The organism is Lysobacter sp. F6437, from assembly GCF_052547215.1.
The window spans coordinates 220971-237324 of the sequence record NZ_JBQWRB010000001.1; the positions used below are offsets into that span (position 1 = coordinate 220971).

The 16354-nt window shown below is 65.4% G+C and carries 14 protein-coding genes; 6 read left to right on the forward strand and 8 right to left on the reverse strand.

What is annotated here, in order from left to right; all coding sequences use genetic code 11:
- Together ACT9F5_RS00945 and ACT9F5_RS00950 are read left to right on the forward strand one after the other, a co-directional pair.
- Window positions 1-948, forward strand: coding sequence for a DUF1684 domain-containing protein (locus ACT9F5_RS00945; protein ID WP_445118085.1), 948 nt, complete (start codon window positions 1-3; stop codon window positions 946-948).
- A 9-nt stretch (window positions 949-957) separates the two neighbouring features.
- Entirely contained in the window at window positions 958-1968 is a 1011-nt protein-coding gene (locus ACT9F5_RS00950; RefSeq protein WP_445118086.1) for a TraB/GumN family protein, read from the forward strand.
- A gap of 8 nt (window positions 1969-1976) precedes the next feature.
- Here the strand turns inward: ACT9F5_RS00950 and rnfB are convergent, their stop codons facing one another.
- The 3 genes from rnfB to ACT9F5_RS00965 all read right to left on the reverse strand — a co-directional run bounded on the left by rnfB (window position 1977) and on the right by ACT9F5_RS00965 (window position 5178).
- Window positions 1977-2426 carry an Rnf electron transport complex subunit RnfB gene (gene rnfB / locus ACT9F5_RS00955; RefSeq protein WP_445118087.1) on the reverse strand — a complete coding sequence of 150 codons (450 nt, stop codon included), beginning with the start codon at window positions 2424-2426 and terminating at the stop codon, window positions 1977-1979.
- A 37-nt stretch (window positions 2427-2463) separates the two neighbouring features.
- Window positions 2464-4575, reverse strand: a complete 2112-nt coding sequence (metG, locus tag ACT9F5_RS00960; RefSeq protein ID WP_445118088.1) for a methionine--tRNA ligase — start codon at window positions 4573-4575, stop codon at window positions 2464-2466.
- Window positions 4576-4740: 165 nt separating this feature from the next.
- Window positions 4741-5178, reverse strand: coding sequence for a DUF2147 domain-containing protein (locus ACT9F5_RS00965; protein WP_445118089.1), 438 nt, complete (start codon window positions 5176-5178; stop codon window positions 4741-4743).
- A gap of 251 nt (window positions 5179-5429) precedes the next feature.
- Here ACT9F5_RS00965 and apbC point away from each other — a divergent pair, with 251 nt between their 5' ends.
- Together apbC and dcd are read left to right on the forward strand one after the other, a co-directional pair.
- Window positions 5430-6473, forward strand: a complete 1044-nt coding sequence (apbC, locus tag ACT9F5_RS00970; protein ID WP_445119458.1) for an iron-sulfur cluster carrier protein ApbC — start codon at window positions 5430-5432, stop codon at window positions 6471-6473.
- A 76-nt stretch (window positions 6474-6549) separates the two neighbouring features.
- Entirely contained in the window at window positions 6550-7137 is a 588-nt protein-coding gene (gene dcd, locus ACT9F5_RS00975; protein WP_445118090.1) for a dCTP deaminase, read from the forward strand.
- Between the two features lie 90 nt (window positions 7138-7227).
- Here the strand turns inward: dcd and ACT9F5_RS00980 are convergent, their stop codons facing one another.
- The 3 genes from ACT9F5_RS00980 to ACT9F5_RS00990 all read right to left on the reverse strand — a co-directional run bounded on the left by ACT9F5_RS00980 (window position 7228) and on the right by ACT9F5_RS00990 (window position 12851).
- Window positions 7228-10158: a TonB-dependent receptor domain-containing protein gene (locus tag ACT9F5_RS00980; protein WP_445118091.1), complete on the reverse strand. Its 2931-nt coding sequence runs from the start codon at window positions 10156-10158 to the stop codon at window positions 7228-7230.
- A 122-nt stretch (window positions 10159-10280) separates the two neighbouring features.
- Window positions 10281-12311 (reverse strand): prolyl oligopeptidase family serine peptidase, encoded by a 2031-nt coding sequence (locus ACT9F5_RS00985; protein WP_445118092.1) that lies wholly within the window; start codon window positions 12309-12311, stop codon window positions 10281-10283.
- A gap of 117 nt (window positions 12312-12428) precedes the next feature.
- Entirely contained in the window at window positions 12429-12851 is a 423-nt protein-coding gene (locus ACT9F5_RS00990; RefSeq protein WP_445118093.1) for an HIT domain-containing protein, read from the reverse strand.
- Between the two features lie 179 nt (window positions 12852-13030).
- On the opposite strand from ACT9F5_RS00990, the gene rimO reads away from it, so the two are divergent.
- A complete protein-coding gene (gene rimO / locus ACT9F5_RS00995) occupies window positions 13031-14431 on the forward strand; it encodes a 30S ribosomal protein S12 methylthiotransferase RimO (protein ID WP_445118094.1) in 1401 nt (466 codons plus the stop codon).
- A 138-nt stretch (window positions 14432-14569) separates the two neighbouring features.
- Window positions 14570-15256 (forward strand): hypothetical protein, encoded by a 687-nt coding sequence (locus tag ACT9F5_RS01000; RefSeq protein WP_445118095.1) that lies wholly within the window; start codon window positions 14570-14572, stop codon window positions 15254-15256.
- Window positions 15257-15265: 9 nt separating this feature from the next.
- On the opposite strand, the gene greB is transcribed toward ACT9F5_RS01000, so the two are convergent.
- The gene (gene greB / locus ACT9F5_RS01005) at window positions 15266-15772 is read right to left on the reverse strand and encodes a transcription elongation factor GreB (RefSeq protein ID WP_445118096.1); all 507 of its coding nucleotides are present in this window, start codon (window positions 15770-15772) and stop codon (window positions 15266-15268) included.
- Between the two features lie 38 nt (window positions 15773-15810).
- Window positions 15811-16305 (reverse strand): copper resistance protein NlpE N-terminal domain-containing protein, encoded by a 495-nt coding sequence (locus tag ACT9F5_RS01010; RefSeq protein WP_445118097.1) that lies wholly within the window; start codon window positions 16303-16305, stop codon window positions 15811-15813.
- Window positions 16306-16354 lie beyond the last annotated feature (49 nt).

A 16354-nucleotide genomic window follows, 5' to 3' on the forward strand; every position in this document is an offset into this window, starting at 1 on the left:
ATGCCGAACCCGAAAATCATCCGCCTGCTGCTTTGCGCCACCGTGCTTGGGGCCACCCTTGCGGGTTGCGACAGCAGTGATTCCAACGACCCCGCAAAGGACGCCCCGATGTCTGCCGAAACCGCCGCATTCAACAACGCACAGCAGGCCTGGCGCGACCAGCGCAAAGCGGGCCTGCTGGAGCCCGACGGCTGGGCCAGCCTGACCGGCCTGCACTGGATCACCCCCGGTTCCCATTACGTCGGCAGTGATGCCGATAACGGCATCCGGTTGACGATGGGTCCGGAGCACTTGGGCATGATCGAGCTGGACGGCGGTGACCTGCGTTTCGTCCCCGAGGGTGGCGTGGCCCTGACCCTCGATGGCGCGCCGCTGGCCGGTGCCACCGCCCTGCGCGCGGATGACGATCCGGCCGGGCCGAGCGAAATCGGCTTCGATGACGGCAAGGGTCGGGCGACCGTGATCAAGCGTGGCGATCGGCTCGCCCTGCGGGTCCGCCATGCCGAGGCCCCGACCCGGACCGGGTTCAGCGGCCTCGACTACTGGGCGGCCGATCCCGACTGGCAGGTCACGGGCAACTGGGTGCCGAATCCGGCGGGCCAGACCATCGAGGTCGCCAATATCATCGGCACCACCGACGAGGTGCCCAATCCCGGCGCGATCGAGTTCGAGCGCGATGGCGCCACCCATCGGATCGAAGCGCTGGATGAGGGCGGCGACGAGTTGTTCCTGGTGTTTGCCGACCGTACGAATGGCCACGGCAGCTACGGCGCCGGTCGCTTCCTGTACGTCCCGAGGCCTGGTGCCGACGGCCGCGTCATGGTGGATTTCAACCGTTCCTACAACCCACCCTGCGCATTCACCGCCTTCGCGACCTGTCCGCTGCCGCCGCCGGAGAACCGGCTCGACCTGGCGGTTACCGCCGGCGAAAAAGCCTACGGCCACTGAGGGTTCCGCATGCAGTCGATGAAGGTATTGGCGGTGCTGCTGCTCGCGGTCTCGCACGTTGCCTCGGCGGCGGTCGAGCCCGCCGCCCGCCACGCGTTGCAGGCGATTCCGTCGCAGCCGGTCCCATCGCAAGCACCAGAGTATGTGCCGCCGGTACCGTTGCTGTGGAAGGTGTCCGACGACGACAACGCGCTTTACCTGCTGGGTTCGTTCCACCTGCTCAAGGACGGCGACTATCCGTTGTCGGAGGATGTCGAGCTGGCCTACGCCGACGCGGAGGCGCTGGTGTTCGAGATCCCGCCGGAGGCGCTGGACGATCCTGCGGCTCCCGCGAAATTCCTCTCCGCCGCGGCCTACGATGACCAGCGGACGCTGTCCCAGGTGTTGCCACCGCGCCTGCGCGAAAAACTGCGCCGGCTGTTGGCGCGACAGGGCGGCTCGATCGCCCGGGTCGACGGTTACGAACCGTGGTTCGTGAACCTGTCGCTGCTGATGGGGCTTTCGCAATCGTTGGGCTTCAGCGCCGAACAGGGACTCGACCGGCACCTGATGGCGCGCGCCGAGGCCGAAGGCAAACCCGCGAGCGGACTGGAAACATTCGAGGACCAGTTGCGCGCGCTCGACTCGATCCCGATGGAAGAGCAGGTCGTGGGCCTGGCGGACTTCCTTGACCGGCCGCAGGAAATGCCCACCACGCTGACGGCGTTGCACCAGGCCTGGCGGGACGGCGACGCCGTCGAGCTCGATGCGCTGACCCGGCTGGAGATGCTGGAGAAGACGCCCGAGACCTACCGCACCGTCAACGTCGCGCGAAACGACGCTTGGCTCCCGCAGTTGCAGGCGCGGCTGGAGGCGCCGGGCGACGATGACGCGCTGGTGGTGGTCGGCGCACTGCACCTGCTGGGCGAGGATGGCCTGGTCGAGCAACTGCGCAGTGCGGGCTACGACGTCGAACGGATCTGCAGCGCGTGTGAAGTGGCGGTCCCCACGGCGCCCGCCGCGGACACGACGGCCCCGTAGAACCTCTCCTACGAGCGGCCGGCGGCCGGTATCAGCACGATGCAATCCACCGGGCAGGCCGGCACGCACAATTCGCAGCCGGTGCACAGCGGTTCGATGACGGTATGCATGTGTTTCGCTCCACCGATGATCGCGTCGACCGGGCAGGCCTGGATGCACTTGGTGCAGCCGATGCAATCCTCCTCGACCACCAGTGCGACCTGCGCCGGCAGGTGTTCGCCACGCGAGCGGTCGAACGGCACCGGATCCACGCCCAGCAACCGCGCAAGTGCCCGCGCGCCGGCATCGCCGCCGGGAGGACAGTGATCGACGCCGGCCTCGCCAGCCGCCATCGCTTCGGCGTACGGCCGGCAGCCGGCATAGCCGCACTGACCGCACTGGGTCTGCGGCAGTAGACGGTCGAGGCGTTCGATCAGGTCGGGCATGGCAGCGGCGGTGGCTTCGGACTCTTCTGGCAACCAGGAGTCGCGGGACGCAGCAAGCGCGGGGCTTCGACTAACGCACCGGCATCCCGGCCTGCGCAGCATCGTCGGCGTCGAGCAGGGCCAATGCGCTGGCATCGAAACCGGCCGACAGGATCATCCCCTCGCTCAGGCCAAAGCGCATCTTGCGCGGCGCGAGGTTGGCGATGAACACCACGCTGCGGCCGACCAGCTTTTCCGGCTCCGGGTAGGACGCGCGGATGCCGGAGAAGATCTGCCGCTGGCCCAGTTCGCCGGCGTCGAGCTGGAAGCGCAGCAGCTTGTCGGAACCTTCGACGAACTCGCATGCCAGCACTTTGCCGATGCGCAGATCGAGCTTGGCGAAGTCGTCGATGCCGATGATCGGTGCCGCGGACGCGTCGCCTTCGCTCTTCGTAGGAGCGGCTTCAGCCGCGATCGGAGTCGCGACATCCATGGCGCCCGGCTTAGCGGCTGAAGCCGCTCCTACAACAGCCTTGGTGGCATCGGTCGGCTTCATGGATTCCCTGCTGGCTTCGGTCATGGCTTCGATCAGTTTCGGGTCGATACGGGTGAACAACGGGGTGTAGGCGGCGATGCGATGGCCGGTCAGCGGTGTGGCGATCCCGCTCCACGCCGACACCGGCGAGTTCAGGAAGGCCTCTGCCTGCGCCGTCACGCGCGGCAGCACCGGCTTGAGTGCGGTATTGAGCACGCGGAACAGGTTCAACCCCTGGGTGCAGACCGACTGCAGTTCGGCGTCGGCGCCTTCCTGCTTCGCGACCACCCACGGCTTGTGCTCGTCGATGTAGCGGTTGGCCTCGTCGGCCAGTGCCATGGTCAGGCGCAGCGCGGTAGCGGCCTCGTTGCGTCCATAGGCGTCGGCGATCGGCTGCAGCTGCTCGACGAAGCGCGTGTACATCGCGGGATCCGGCAACGCATCGGCCAGCCGGCCGTCGAAGCGCTTGCTGATGAAGCCGGCGCAGCGGCTGGCGAGGTTGACGAACTTGCCGACCAGGTCGGAGTTCACCCGCGCCACGAAGTCGCCGAGGTTGAGGTCGAGGTCGTCGACGCCGCCCGAGGTCTTGGTCGCGAAGTAGTAACGCAACGCCTCCGGGTCGAGGCCCGCGTCCAGGTACGTGCGTGCCATGACGAACGTGCCGCGCGACTTCGACATCTTGGCGCCGTCGACGGTCAGGTAGCCGTTGACGTGCAGCCGTGTCGGCGCGCGGAAGCCCGCGCCGTGCAGCACCGCAGGCCAGAACAGGCCGTGGAAGTTGACGATGTCCTTGCCGATGAAATGGTGCAGCTCGGCATCGCTGTCGCGGGTGAGGTAGCTGAAGAAATCCAGCCCCTCGCGCTCGCACAGCGCCTGGAAGCTCGACAGGTAGCCGATGGGCGCATCGATCCAGACGTACAGGTACTTGCCCGGGTGACCGGGGATCTCGAAACCGAAGTACGGCGCGTCGCGCGAGATGTCCCATGCGCGCAGGCCGCCTTCGGCGTCCAGCCATTCCTTCAGCTTGGCCTTGACTCCCGGGGCGGCGACGTCACCGGCCAGCCATTCGCGCAGGAACGCATCGAAATCACCGACCTCGAAGAAGAAGTGTTCGGACTCGCGCAACTCCGGCGTCGCGCCGCTGACCACCGAGCGCGGCTCCTTGAGCTCGGTCGGCGCGTAGGTCGCTCCGCAGTGCTCGCAGTTGTCGCCGTACTGGTCGGGCGTGCCGCAGTTGGGGCAGGTGCCCTTGACGAAACGGTCGGGCAGGAACATCCCCTTGGCCGGGTCGTACAACTGGGCGACCGACCGGCGCTTGATGTGGCCGTTGTTGTCGAGCTTGGCGTAGATCGCCTCGGTCAGCGCCCGGTTGCGCGGCGAATTGGTCGAGTCGTAGTGGTCGAACGCCACCCCGAAATCCGCGAAGTCGCACTCGTGGCTGGCCTGGATGCCGGCGATGTAGGTTTCCGGCGTCATCCCGGCCTTCTCGGCCGCCAGCATGATCGGGGTGCCATGGGTGTCGTCGGCGCAGACGAAGTGGGCCGCGTTGCCCGACAGTCGCTGCGCGCGCGCGAAGATGTCGCCCTGGACATAGCCGACCAGGTGGCCGAGGTGCAGCGGGCCATTGGCATAGGGCAGGGCGCAGGTGACGACGAGCTCGCGGGGCATGGGCGTTGGGGCGACGAAAGGGTCGCCGATTATCGCATGCGGACCGGGCACCCAATGCCTGGCGTGATAGCCGCTGCACCTGCCGGCCGCCATGACGAAAAACGGCCCGCACATGGCGGGCCGTCACAGGATCGGATGTGGTCGCGGGTTACCGCTGGCGCGTTCCTACTGACGCATCCAGGTCTGGGTGCGGCCGAGCAGCGAGAAGCCCATGAAGCCACGGACCTCCAGCTTGCTGCCGTCGGTGGAAGGCGTGACCTTGACGGAATATTCCTTGCCGTTGGCAGGGTCGAGGATCTTGCCGCCCTCCCAGCTGTCGCCGTCGCGCTCGAGGCCCCACATGATCACCATGCCTTCGACCGGCTGGCCCTTGCGGTCGCCCTTGCACTTGTTGCAGACCGGATTCTCGCCCTGGTCGGACTGCAGTACGTCGACCACCCGGCCGGCGAGGCTGCCGTCGCGTGTTTCGTAGATCTCGACCACCGACTTGGCCTTGCCGGTGTCGTCGTCAATCGTCGTCCACGACCCCACCGGTGTGCTGGTCTGGGCGAAAGCGGCCATGGGCAACGCGAGCAGCAGCAGTGCGAGCATCTTGATGCGCATGTATTTCCTCCGGGTTGGTTGAAACGGGTCTGGTCGAGGGGCAATGCGGCCTTTATACCGCATCCGCCAGCGTATTGACCGGGCTTCGCCGCCGCTCGTTCAGGTGCTTCCGGTCAGGCTGGATTTCACCCCATGTACTGCGGCTGGCTTGACCTGGCGCAGGCCGGTGGTCGTGCGCGTTGGCCTAAAATGGGCCGTTCCCACCGCTTACAGGCCCTGCCTTGAACGCAAACGAATCGCTGCAAGCCGATATCTCCGCCTTGCCGGTATCCCCGGGAAGCAATGACAGTTTCGCCAGTACCGGAGCGGTGGTCCGGGTGGCCGGTGACGCTGGCCGGGTGGCGGTGGAGATCATCCTGGGCTTCCCGGCCGATTCCTCGCAGGAACGCTATCGCACGGCCGTGGCCGGGGTCGTCCGTCGGCATGGCGCCGAGCTGGCCCGGTTCGAGTCGAGCAGCCGGATTACCGCACACGCGGTGCAGCCCAACCTGTCGCCGTTGCAGAAGGTCCGCAACATCATCGCGGTCGGTTCCGGCAAGGGTGGGGTGGGCAAGTCCACCACCGCGGTCAACCTCGCGCTGGCATTGGCTGCCGATGGTGCCAGGGTCGGCGTGCTCGACGCGGACGTCTATGGCCCCAGCGTGCCGATGATGCTCGGGCTCTCGGGACGGCCCGACAGCCCGGACGGCAAGTCGATCGAGCCGATGCGCACGCATGGCATCCAGGCGATGTCGATCGGCCTGCTGGTGGAGCAGGACACGCCGATGATCTGGCGCGGCCCGATGGCGACTTCGGCACTGACCCAGTTGCTCAACGACACCCGCTGGGACGACCTCGACTATCTGTTGATCGACCTTCCGCCAGGAACCGGTGATATCCAGCTGACCCTCGCGCAGAAGATTCCCGTCGCGGGCGCGGTGATCGTCACCACGCCGCAGGACGTCGCCACGCTGGACGCGAAGAAGGCCCTGAAGATGTTCGAGAAGGTCGAAGTACCGGTGCTCGGGCTGGTCGAGAACATGGCGGTGCACGTCTGCTCGACCTGTGGCCATGCGGAACACGTGTTCGGCGAAGGCGGCGGCCAGCGGATGTCGGACCAGTACGGAGTGCCGCTGCTCGGCAGCCTTCCACTGGAACTCGCGATCCGCGAGCAGGGTGACGCCGGCGTGCCGGTGGTGGTGGCCGCGCCGGATTCGGCGGCTGCGCAAGCCTATCGCGGCGCTGCACGGCAACTGGCGATCGCGCTGGCACAACGACCGCGGGTGACGCCGTCGATTTCGGCGTCGCTGCTGTGATGCGGCGCCCCTGCGGACCGGCCGTTGCGCCGAACCAGCGTTTACAATCGACCCGCCTTTCCAGAGAGCCCACTGCATGAGCATCAAGTCCGACCGCTGGATCCGTCGCATGGCCGAGCAGAACGCCATGATCGAGCCGTTCGAGGCCGGCCAGGTCAAGTTCTCCGACAAGGGCGGGGCCACTGGCGAGCGCATCGTCAGCTATGGCACTTCCAGCTACGGCTACGACGTGCGCTGCTCGCGCGAGTTCAAGGTGTTCACCAACATCAACTCGACGATCGTCGACCCGAAGCATTTCGATCCCGGCAGCTTCGTCGACGTCGAGGCGGACGAGTGCATCATCCCGCCCAACTCGTTCGCGCTGGCTCGAACGGTGGAGTTCTTCCGGATTCCCCGCGACACCCTGGTCGTGTGCCTAGGCAAGAGCACCTACGCGCGCTGCGGGATCATCGTCAACGTGACTCCGCTGGAACCTGAGTGGGAAGGCCATGTGACGCTGGAGTTCAGCAACACCACGCCGCTACCGGCCCGGATCTACGCGAACGAAGGCGTAGCCCAGATGCTGTTTTTCCAGGCGGACCAGGACGACATCTGCGAGACGTCGTACAAGGATCGCGGCGGCAAGTACCAGGGGCAGCGGGGCGTGACCTTGCCGCGCACCTGAGGCCAGGCAGCTTTCAGGACCTGAGGTTCCGCAAAACAAAAAAGGGGTGGCGCATGCGCCACCCCTTTTCGTTTCAGCTTCCAATTCCCGTCAGAACTTGTATTCCATGCGAACGAAGCCGGTGCGACCGTACCAGTCGTACTGGCTGGCGAACGCCGGGATGTTGCCGCGGCGGGTACCGACACCATCCGAGATCCTCGGCGGATCCTGGTCCAGCAGGTTGTTGATACCGACGTTGATGGCCCAGTCCGCCTGTTCGTAGCGAACCGAAACCGTGTGATAGAACGCCTCGTCGGCCCAGATGTCGCGCCACGCGTTTTCCCAGCCCGCGTAGGTATAGGTCGGGGTCAGGTCACGGTTCTTGGTCTGCTGGACGTAGTTGGTCCGCCAGTAGTAGGTCCAGTCACCCCGCTCCAGGATGAAGTCCAGGTTGCCGACCAGCTTGGGACGGCCGATGTAGCCCGCAAGGTTGGACGAACTGAAACCGCTCTCCTCGGCAGTGTCGAACAACTGCGAGACATCCTCCATCGTGTACGTGATCTGGCTCTCGATACCGAGCTTGCCGAACGAGAACTCGTTGTCGTAGTTCACGATCAGGTCGTAACCGCGGACCTGCTGACGATTGATGTTGACGTACTGGTTGCGGACTTCCTCGATTTCGTACGGCCTGGTCGGGTCGCTTCCCGGGTTGCGATCGAACAGGTTGCAGAAATTGTTCGGATAGACCGGCGAACCATAGCAACCGGAGATGATGCTGAACTCGTCCAGCTGGCCGATCTGGTCGCGGATTTCATAGTCGAAGTAGTCCACCGCGATGCTGAAGTTGGTCGAAGAGGGAGTCAGGACCACGCCGGCGGTGAACGCATTCGAGCTTTCGGGGTTGAGTACGCCGGCGCCGCCTCCGGAAACCACAATGGCGGAGGAGGTACCGCTGGCGTCGTAGTCATCCGGGATACCGGCTGCCGCACAGTTGGCACGAATGAACTCGTTGTTGCTGTCGGCCCAGTCGATGCAGGGATCGATCGTCATCTGGTCCTGGAATCCAGTCTGGTTACCCAGATACAGTTCGTACAGGCCAGGCGCGCGGAACGAGGTGCCGCGGGTTGCACGCAGTCGCAGGACCGGGTTGATCTGCCAGTTCAGGCCGAGCTTCCAGACGTTGTCGGACCCGGGAACCGAGTCGTACTCGAAGACGCGCGCCGAGGCGTTGAGCTTGAGCGACTCGAAGCCCGGCTGGCCGGTGATCAGCGGCACCTCGAGTTCGGCAAACGCCTCACGGACGCTGTCATCACCCTTGGTGACCTGCGCGGAGGTCGAGCCCCACAGGTCGCCATTGCGCGACAGGTCGCTGGGCTGGTCGTCGATGCTGTAGCGGCGGTATTCGATACCGAACGCGGCCGGCACCACGCCTGCAGGGATCTCGAACAGGTCACCGGTGACAATGGCGTTGACGACCGACTGGTCATAGACCGTATTGCCGGTATGCCATTCGCCGACAACGGCGGCCAGCTCTTCCATCCGCTCGCCGCTCAGGAAACCGGGATCGTAGTAATCGACCTGCGGGGCGGTGGGGTCGTACCGCACGTCGCCGGAGCGCGATGCAACGATACCGAAGTTGCTGTAGTCGCCGTCCGAACGCGAGAAGCTGCCGTTGACCTGCCAGGCCCAGGTATCGGTGGACGAGAACAATCCATCGAGCTTGGTGGCACCGTAGAAGTAGTCGACCTCGACTTCGTTGTCCGAGGTGAACGGCATGATCGGCTGGGCAAGTCCCGAGGGGACGGGGCTGACGTAATCCGGTGAATTGGGGTACGTATAAATGTCCGTTCCATAGATCGGAGGCGTGGTCGCGCCGCCCACCAGCGGGAAGAACTGGCGATAGCCATGGCTACTGGTCTTGCGCTTGTTATACAGCCACTGGGTCTTCCAGTTGATGTTGTTGTCGAACCCGAAGTCGGTCGCGCCATAGACGCTGAAGCGCTTCTGTTCGGCGATCGCGTTGGTGGAACCGAAGAACGGGTAGTTGAGTACGTCCTCGTAATACGCCTGGTCGGAGTTCGCATACGAGACCGAGGGGTCGGGACGCGGGTGGTACCCCGGGATTCCGCCAACGGTGGAGCCGTCCACCGAGGGAACATAGCGATAGCCGTAACCGGCATCGATCACCGTGTTCGCGTAAAGGTTGTTGCAACCGCCGAGCTCGGTGCCGCCGATGATCGAGCGGTCCTCGCGATCGATGCGGTTGCCATCGTTATCCCACGCGAGATCTTCGGGGCACTTCAGGAAATCCCGGTCCCCGTGGTTGAGGGACTTGTGCAGATAGCCCTGGGCGGCGAGCACGATGTTGCCGTTCTCGAAATCCCAGCCGGTGGCTCCGGAAAGCTGGTACTGCTCACCACCGCTTTCGAAGGGCTGGGTGACGGTGATGTTCAACTCCGGCCGGTCAACGCTCTTGCGGGTGATCAGGTTGACCACGCCGGCGACCGCGTCGGAGCCGTAGATGGACGAAGAGCCGTCCTTGACGATTTCCACGCGTTGCAGGATCGAGGACGGAATAACGCTCAGGTCGAACGCGCCGACCTGGCCACGCGTGCCCGCGGGACCCGGTCGCTGGCCATCAAGCAGGACCAGCGTGCGGTTTGCACCAAGGCCGCGCAACGACAGGGTCTGCACGCCGGTGCCACCTTCGACGACGAAGCCGCCGAACTGGTTGTTGATCTGGGTCGAGCCGGAGGCCACGCTGGATTTCTGCAGCCAGTCTGCGGAACTGACCTGGCCCAGGGCCACGCTGGTGTCGGCGGTGATGACCTGGACCGGCGAGGTGGTTTCGTACTCGACGCGGCGCAGCAGGGAGCCGGTGACCGTGATCTTGTCCAGTTCCACCGGGGTGTCGGTATCTTGCACCTCTTCCTGCGTTTGCTCCTGCTGCGGCTCAGCGGCCGGAGTCCCCGTGTCCTGCGCCAGTGCGCTGGAGGCGTAAAGGCATGCGAGTACCGCCGCTGCGAGCGGCAAGCGTTTCATGTCAAGCGATCTGCGCACCATTTTTATCCCCTCGTTAGGTTGCAGTTAAGAATATAGAAGCGTTTCGTCACAAAAGGCAAACCCTGGCGCCGACTCCCCCGGTCGGTCGCCTGCGTTCCGTGCTACAGGCCTCCCGGGCCACACTCCTCGGACAGGTATTTCTCGATCACCGACAACGTCTTCTGATGGTGGCGCGGATACCAGGGCATGCTGTGTGGCATGTCCGGAATCAGCTCGAACCTTGCCGGGACCTTCTCGCGCACGGCGTCGTAGAAGCCACGGGCATGGAACGACGGGGTACGCACATCGCGATCGCCGACGTACAGCAGGACCGGCAATTGCGCGTTGTCCGTGTTCAACATCGGATCCATCCCCTTGACGGTATCGGCCTGGAGGATGCGTTGCAGGCGGTTGTCGCTCCACGATGTCCCGAGGCGCCCGAGGTCGGTGACCGGCGCGCCGGCGATTGCGCACTGGTACGGGGAGTCGTCGCGCACAACGGCCGCCGACGCCGCGAAGCCACCGTAGGAGTAGCCGAAGATCGCGATCCGTTCCGGGTCGGCGACTCCCTGTGATACGAGCCATTTGGCGCCATCGTCGTTGTCGTCCTGCATCGCCAGGCCCCACTGGCTGTCACCCGCGATCCAGAGGTCCCGCCCAAGCCCGGTCGAGCCGCGATACTGCGGGCGCAGCACCGCGTATCCGCGTGACGTCAGGAACGGCACCCAGCCCGACCTGTCCCAGCCGCCATGGTCACGTGACCACGGCCCGCCATGAGGCTGGACGATTGCGGGCAATGCGGGGTCGCCCTGCTTCCAGCCAACGGGCAAGTCCAGCAGCGCCGGGATCTTGCGACCATCACGGGCGGTATAGCTGACCCACTTCTGCTGGCCAATGCGCGAAGGATCGATCCAGGGGCGTGCGCTGCCGAGTGCAATGTCCTGCTTCTTGTCGACCAGGATGTGGTACGAGGGCGGGTGCTGCGCGCTGCTGGCGCTGAACAGCACGCGCGAGAGGTCATCGTTGTAGCCGGAAATGCCGATGGACTGGCCGGGATAGGCCTGTTCAAGCGCATCCTGGATCGCCTTCATCGACGGGTCGACATAGACGGCCTTGGGTTGCGGGCCGTCCACCACGAAGCCGAGTACGCGATTGAAGTTGCTCGGCTGGGTGCCAAGGATCAGCCGGCTGATGGAGAACTCGGGATGGGCCGCGAGTGGCTCATCGTCGAACTTCCGCGTGCGCGGGTCGTACATCCGGGCTTCGACGCGATCCGAGAACAAGTCGGTCAGTACATAGAACTTGCCGCTGGCGTCGTCCTTTCCGACGATATCGATGGTGTAGCGCTCGGTAATCTTTTTCGTGAGCGTCTCGTGTTCTTCGAATTCGCCGGTTTCCTGGTTACGAATCAGTATTTGCTGCTCATAGTCATTCGGGCCCGCCGATTCGATCTGGGTGCGTGTCAGCAGCTCGCCCGTACGGGGGTCGAAGAGGCCCGGGCTGCTACGTCCGCCAGCCTTGAAAAGCAGCTCCTTCTTGTCGGTACGCAGGTTGTACAGGTAGTAGTTGGCCGACAGCGTCAATTCGTTGAGCTGGGAGACGATGACCCGCTCGGGATCCAGCGGCAACGCATGTACCAATGACGCGGTGCCCGCGATTTCGAGGCAACGCTGGGTCTGCTGGCTGATGCCGAGGGTCCGGGTGTTGTCGGCGAATGCATCATTGAAGTCGCCCTGGGCCGTGTCGGTCAGGTAGGCCTTGTAGACAAACGTCTTGGTCGCACCGGTGGTCTTGCCTTCGCCGCAGCCACCCAGTTGACCGGTCCACTCCTGGCGCGCCAACACGAATACCTTGTCCGCCTTGAGCGCGCTTGCGCCAACGAACTTCATGCGGTCGCCCGATGGGGTGATCGTGGAGCCTGCCCCAAGGTCGTCGAGCTTCCAGGTCGCCAGCGCGGTTTCCTGGTAGTCGCTGCCCGGTGATGCGACGATCGCGACAAGGTTCTTGCCGTCGGAACTCATCGATACCGACTGGATCGCCGGCACCCGTGCGAAATCCTCGATCGGAATGGGCTCGGCGGCCTGTGCGGTGGCGCTGGCGAGCAACGTGAAGCAGCAGGCGTGCAGCGCCCGCCGGATGGTGGATGTATTCATGTGTATCCCCTGGTTTTCCCCGAATTCTGGCAACTACGTCCCGGTCGCTTGATGACCGTAGTCTCTGGAAATTACCAGAAAGGCGGGGGCGGGGCTGGCTTGGACCCGCCGGGACGGTCAACCCGGGATCGCTGCTTGCAGGCGTTCGATCCGCTCGATCAGAAACTCCGGGGAGTACGGTTTCGCAGTGGCCGTACCCCAAACCGGACGCGGCCAGGCGATGTCGTTCTCGAAGCGCGCGATGACGTGGATGTGCAATTGCGACACCAGGTTGCCGAGTGCGGCGACGTTGAGTTTGTGCGGGCGGAACACCTGCTGCAGGGCGCGACAGGACAGGTTGATTTCCGCGTTGAGCCGTGCCTGCGAGGCCTCGTCGAGATCGGTCCATTCCACCGCGTCCTCGACCCGCGGAACCAGGACCAGCCAGGGATGGTTGGCGTCGTCCATCAGCCGCAGTTCGCACAGGTCCAGGTGCGCCACGGGATGGGTGTCGTCCGCCAGTTGCGGGTGCAGGTGCCAGCCTTGGGCAGCGGGGTTCATCTCGGACTCTCCGTCGGGGCGTGGGCCGCGGTGCCGACGCCGTTCAGTTTGGCGGGGCGGTTTCCGGGTTGATTCTAGCGCCCGCGATATAATTCGCGCCCCGCCCACATCCTGCGGCCTGCACCACGCGTGCAGGCCGTTCGCGTGTTCCGCGCAACCATCGCTTACTTGGCCATTCCATGTCACTGCATCCCCTTCCGTCCAAGAACGCCAAGCCGTCCACCAGCGCAAAGGCGCCCCAGGGCGACAAGTCGTCCGGCAACCCCAGGGTCGGCTTCGTAAGCCTTGGCTGTCCGAAGGCGCTGGTCGATTCCGAACGCATCCTCACCCAGTTGCGGGTCGAGGGCTACGACCTGGTACCCAGCTACGACGACGCCGACGTGGTGGTGGTCAACACCTGCGGTTTCATCGACTCGGCGGTGGCCGAATCGCTGGATGCGATCGGCGAGGCGATGAGCGAGAACGGCAAGGTCATCGTCACCGGCTGCCTGGGCAAGCGTGCGGAGGTGATCCGCGAGGCGCATCCGGGCGTGTTGTCGATCAGCGGGCCGCAGGATTACGACAGCGTGCTCGGCGCGGTGCATGAAGCGCTGCCGCCGAAGCACGATCCGTTCATCAGTCTGGTTCCCGATACGGGCATCAAGCTGACGCCGAAGCACTACGCCTACCTGAAGATTTCCGAAGGCTGCAACCACCGCTGCAGCTTCTGCATCATTCCGTCGATGCGTGGCGACCTGGTGTCGCGCCCGGTCGACCAGGTGCTGCGCGAGGCCGAGAAGCTGGCGATGGGTGGGGTGAAGGAGTTGCTGGTGATCTCGCAGGACACCTCGGCCTACGGTGTCGACGTGCGCTACGCCGAGCGCGAGTGGCGCGGCAAGACCTACCAGACCCGCATGAAGGCGCTGTGCGAAGGGCTGGGTGAACTCGGTTTGTGGACGCGGCTGCACTACGTCTACCCGTACCCGCACGTCGACGACATCATCCCGCTGATGGCCGACGGCAAGATCCTGCCGTACCTCGACATCCCGTTCCAGCACGCCAGCCCGCGCGTGCTGAAGCTGATGAAGCGGCCGGGGGCGGTCGACAAGACCCTGGAGCGCATCCAGCGCTGGCGCTCGGTGGCGCCCGACATCACCATCCGTTCGACCTTCATTGTCGGCTTCCCCGGCGAGACCGAGGCCGAGTTCGAGGAGTTGCTCGACTTCCTCGACGAGGCGCAACTGGACCGCGTCGGCGCGTTCGCCTATTCGCCGGTCGAAGGGGCCAAGGCGAACGAGCTGCCGGACCCGGTGCCGGAAGAGGTCAAGCAGGAGCGGCTGGCGCGTTTCATGGAGCGCCAGGCGGAAATCTCCGCCACCAAGCTCGAAGCCAAGGTCGGCACCGTGCAGCGATGTATCGTCGATGCGATCGACGGTGAGCTCGCCATCGCGCGCTCGATGGCCGACGCCCCGGAGATCGACGGCCTCGTTCAGGTCCAGAACGGCTATTTTGCCGGTCTGAAGCCGGGCGATTTCTGCGACGTCGAGATCATGGGCAGCGACGAGCACGACTTGTTCGGCGAGGTCGCCTTCGAGGATTGACCGCCGCCCGGGCCGCGGAAACTTCCGGCCCGGAATGCGATGGCCTGATACCCGCTCGGACCGCGTCTGTCCCGGTATGTGCGGCAACGCGCGGGCCGGAGTGGGTCGCGTGCCCGCGTCCCGGACGGAGGAGGCGGCATGAGGCGGTTGATGGTGCTGCTCGCGGCGTGCGCTCCGCTGGTGGCCTCGGCCCAGCAGGGCCCCGGTCGCATCTCCGACGACGACCTGCGGGCCTGGCTGGGCACGCTGGAACTGGAGGCGCGGCTGGATGTCGACCTCAACGGCGACGGACGGCTCGACCTGGTCTACATCGCGGCCGACCGCAACGAGCGCGTGCTCGGCATCCTGGATGGAGATGAATATGGCGCGGCGTTCGGCGCCCGGCTGCTTGGCGAGGCGGCGCTGGTGCCATCGCTTACCTCGGCTTCGTCGCTGGCAATCGAGGAGGGCGAGCTGGTGGTCAGCCAGGTCGCCGGGGAGGACGCCGTCACCGCCACCACCTGGCATTACCGCCACGATCCCGCGACCGGCGGCATGCGGCTGGTCGCGTTGAATGGTGAGCGCTACGGAGCGTTGGTCGATTCGACCAGTACCCGCGTGCAGTGGGACCTCGAAACCGGTGAGTACCTGGTCGAGCGCGGCGAGTCGGTCACTTTGGACACCGGGGGCAATGTGTTCGTCTACGGCCCGCCGCAACGCTCGGTACGCCCGTCGGCGCCGGTGTCCATGGAGCAGGCGCCGGACCCGGTTGCGCTGCTGGACATCGAGGCGATGGGCGGGATGGTGACCATCCATGCGCGCGGCATCCCGCGCCCGGTGCCCTGAGCGGGCGCGTCACCCCACCGGATATTGCACGTCCACGATCACGAACCGCCGGGCGCCGCCAGGAAGTTGGGCCTCGAATTCATCGTCCCGCCGCTTCTTCAGCATCGCCCGCGCCAGTGGCGAATCGATGCTGATCCAGCCTAGCTTGGCGTCGGTCTCGTCGGGGCCGACGATGCGGTAGCGCCGGGGCTCGCCACTGTCGCTGTCCTCCAGCTCGACCGTTGCGCCGAAGTAGACCGCCAAAGGGTCGGACGGCGCGGAGTCGACCACCCGGAGCGCGGGTACCCGCTTGCTCAGATAGCGTACGCGCCGGTCGATCTCGCCGAGTTGCTTCTTGCGGTAGGTGTACTCGGCATTCTCCGAACGGTCGCCCTCGGCCGCGGCAGCAGCGAGGGCCTTGACCACTTCCGGCCGCCGCACGCGCCAGAGGTCATCGAGCTCGGCCTTGAGCCGCTCATGGCCATCGCGGGTGATCAGTGCGGTGCTCTTTTCCGCGGGGGGGCGCCAGCGGCTCATCGGGATGCCATGCGATCGCGGGGCCGGTCGTGCCCGCCTCAGTCCGCCTGGCGGTCCAGGCTGTAGTCCAGCCCGCTTGCGGCCGGCTTGCCCTCGAGGTCGAGCATGGTGATCTCCTCGTTGGAGGTGATCGCATACAGGCGGTCCTGCTCGGACTTGCTGTTGGGGTCGAGGCGGATCTGCCTGTCGTCGGCCTCGACGGTCCAGGTGCCGTCCATTTTGGCAACGACCCCATCAGAGTCCTGATAGGCCTCGTCGATGTCATAGGTGCCGTCCGGGTTGAGCACCAGCGTGGTGTCGATGCCGGGACAGTCGGCGCAGGGCAGGGTGCCGCTGAAGGTGCCGGCGAAACCCTTCATGTCGAAACCGGGGTTGTCCGAAGACAGGTCCTCGCCGGCGGGCATGACGTCGATCGGGGCGGGAGCGGCTTCGGCGGCAGTCGGCGTCTCGGCAGTGGTTTCCGCCGGTTCGGGCTTGCACGCGGCAACGGTGAACACGGTGAGGCAGACGAGGGCGAGTAGTGACTTGTTCATGCTTTGACTCCTGTCTATGGAACGGGTGGGGGAAGCAAGCAGGTGGGCC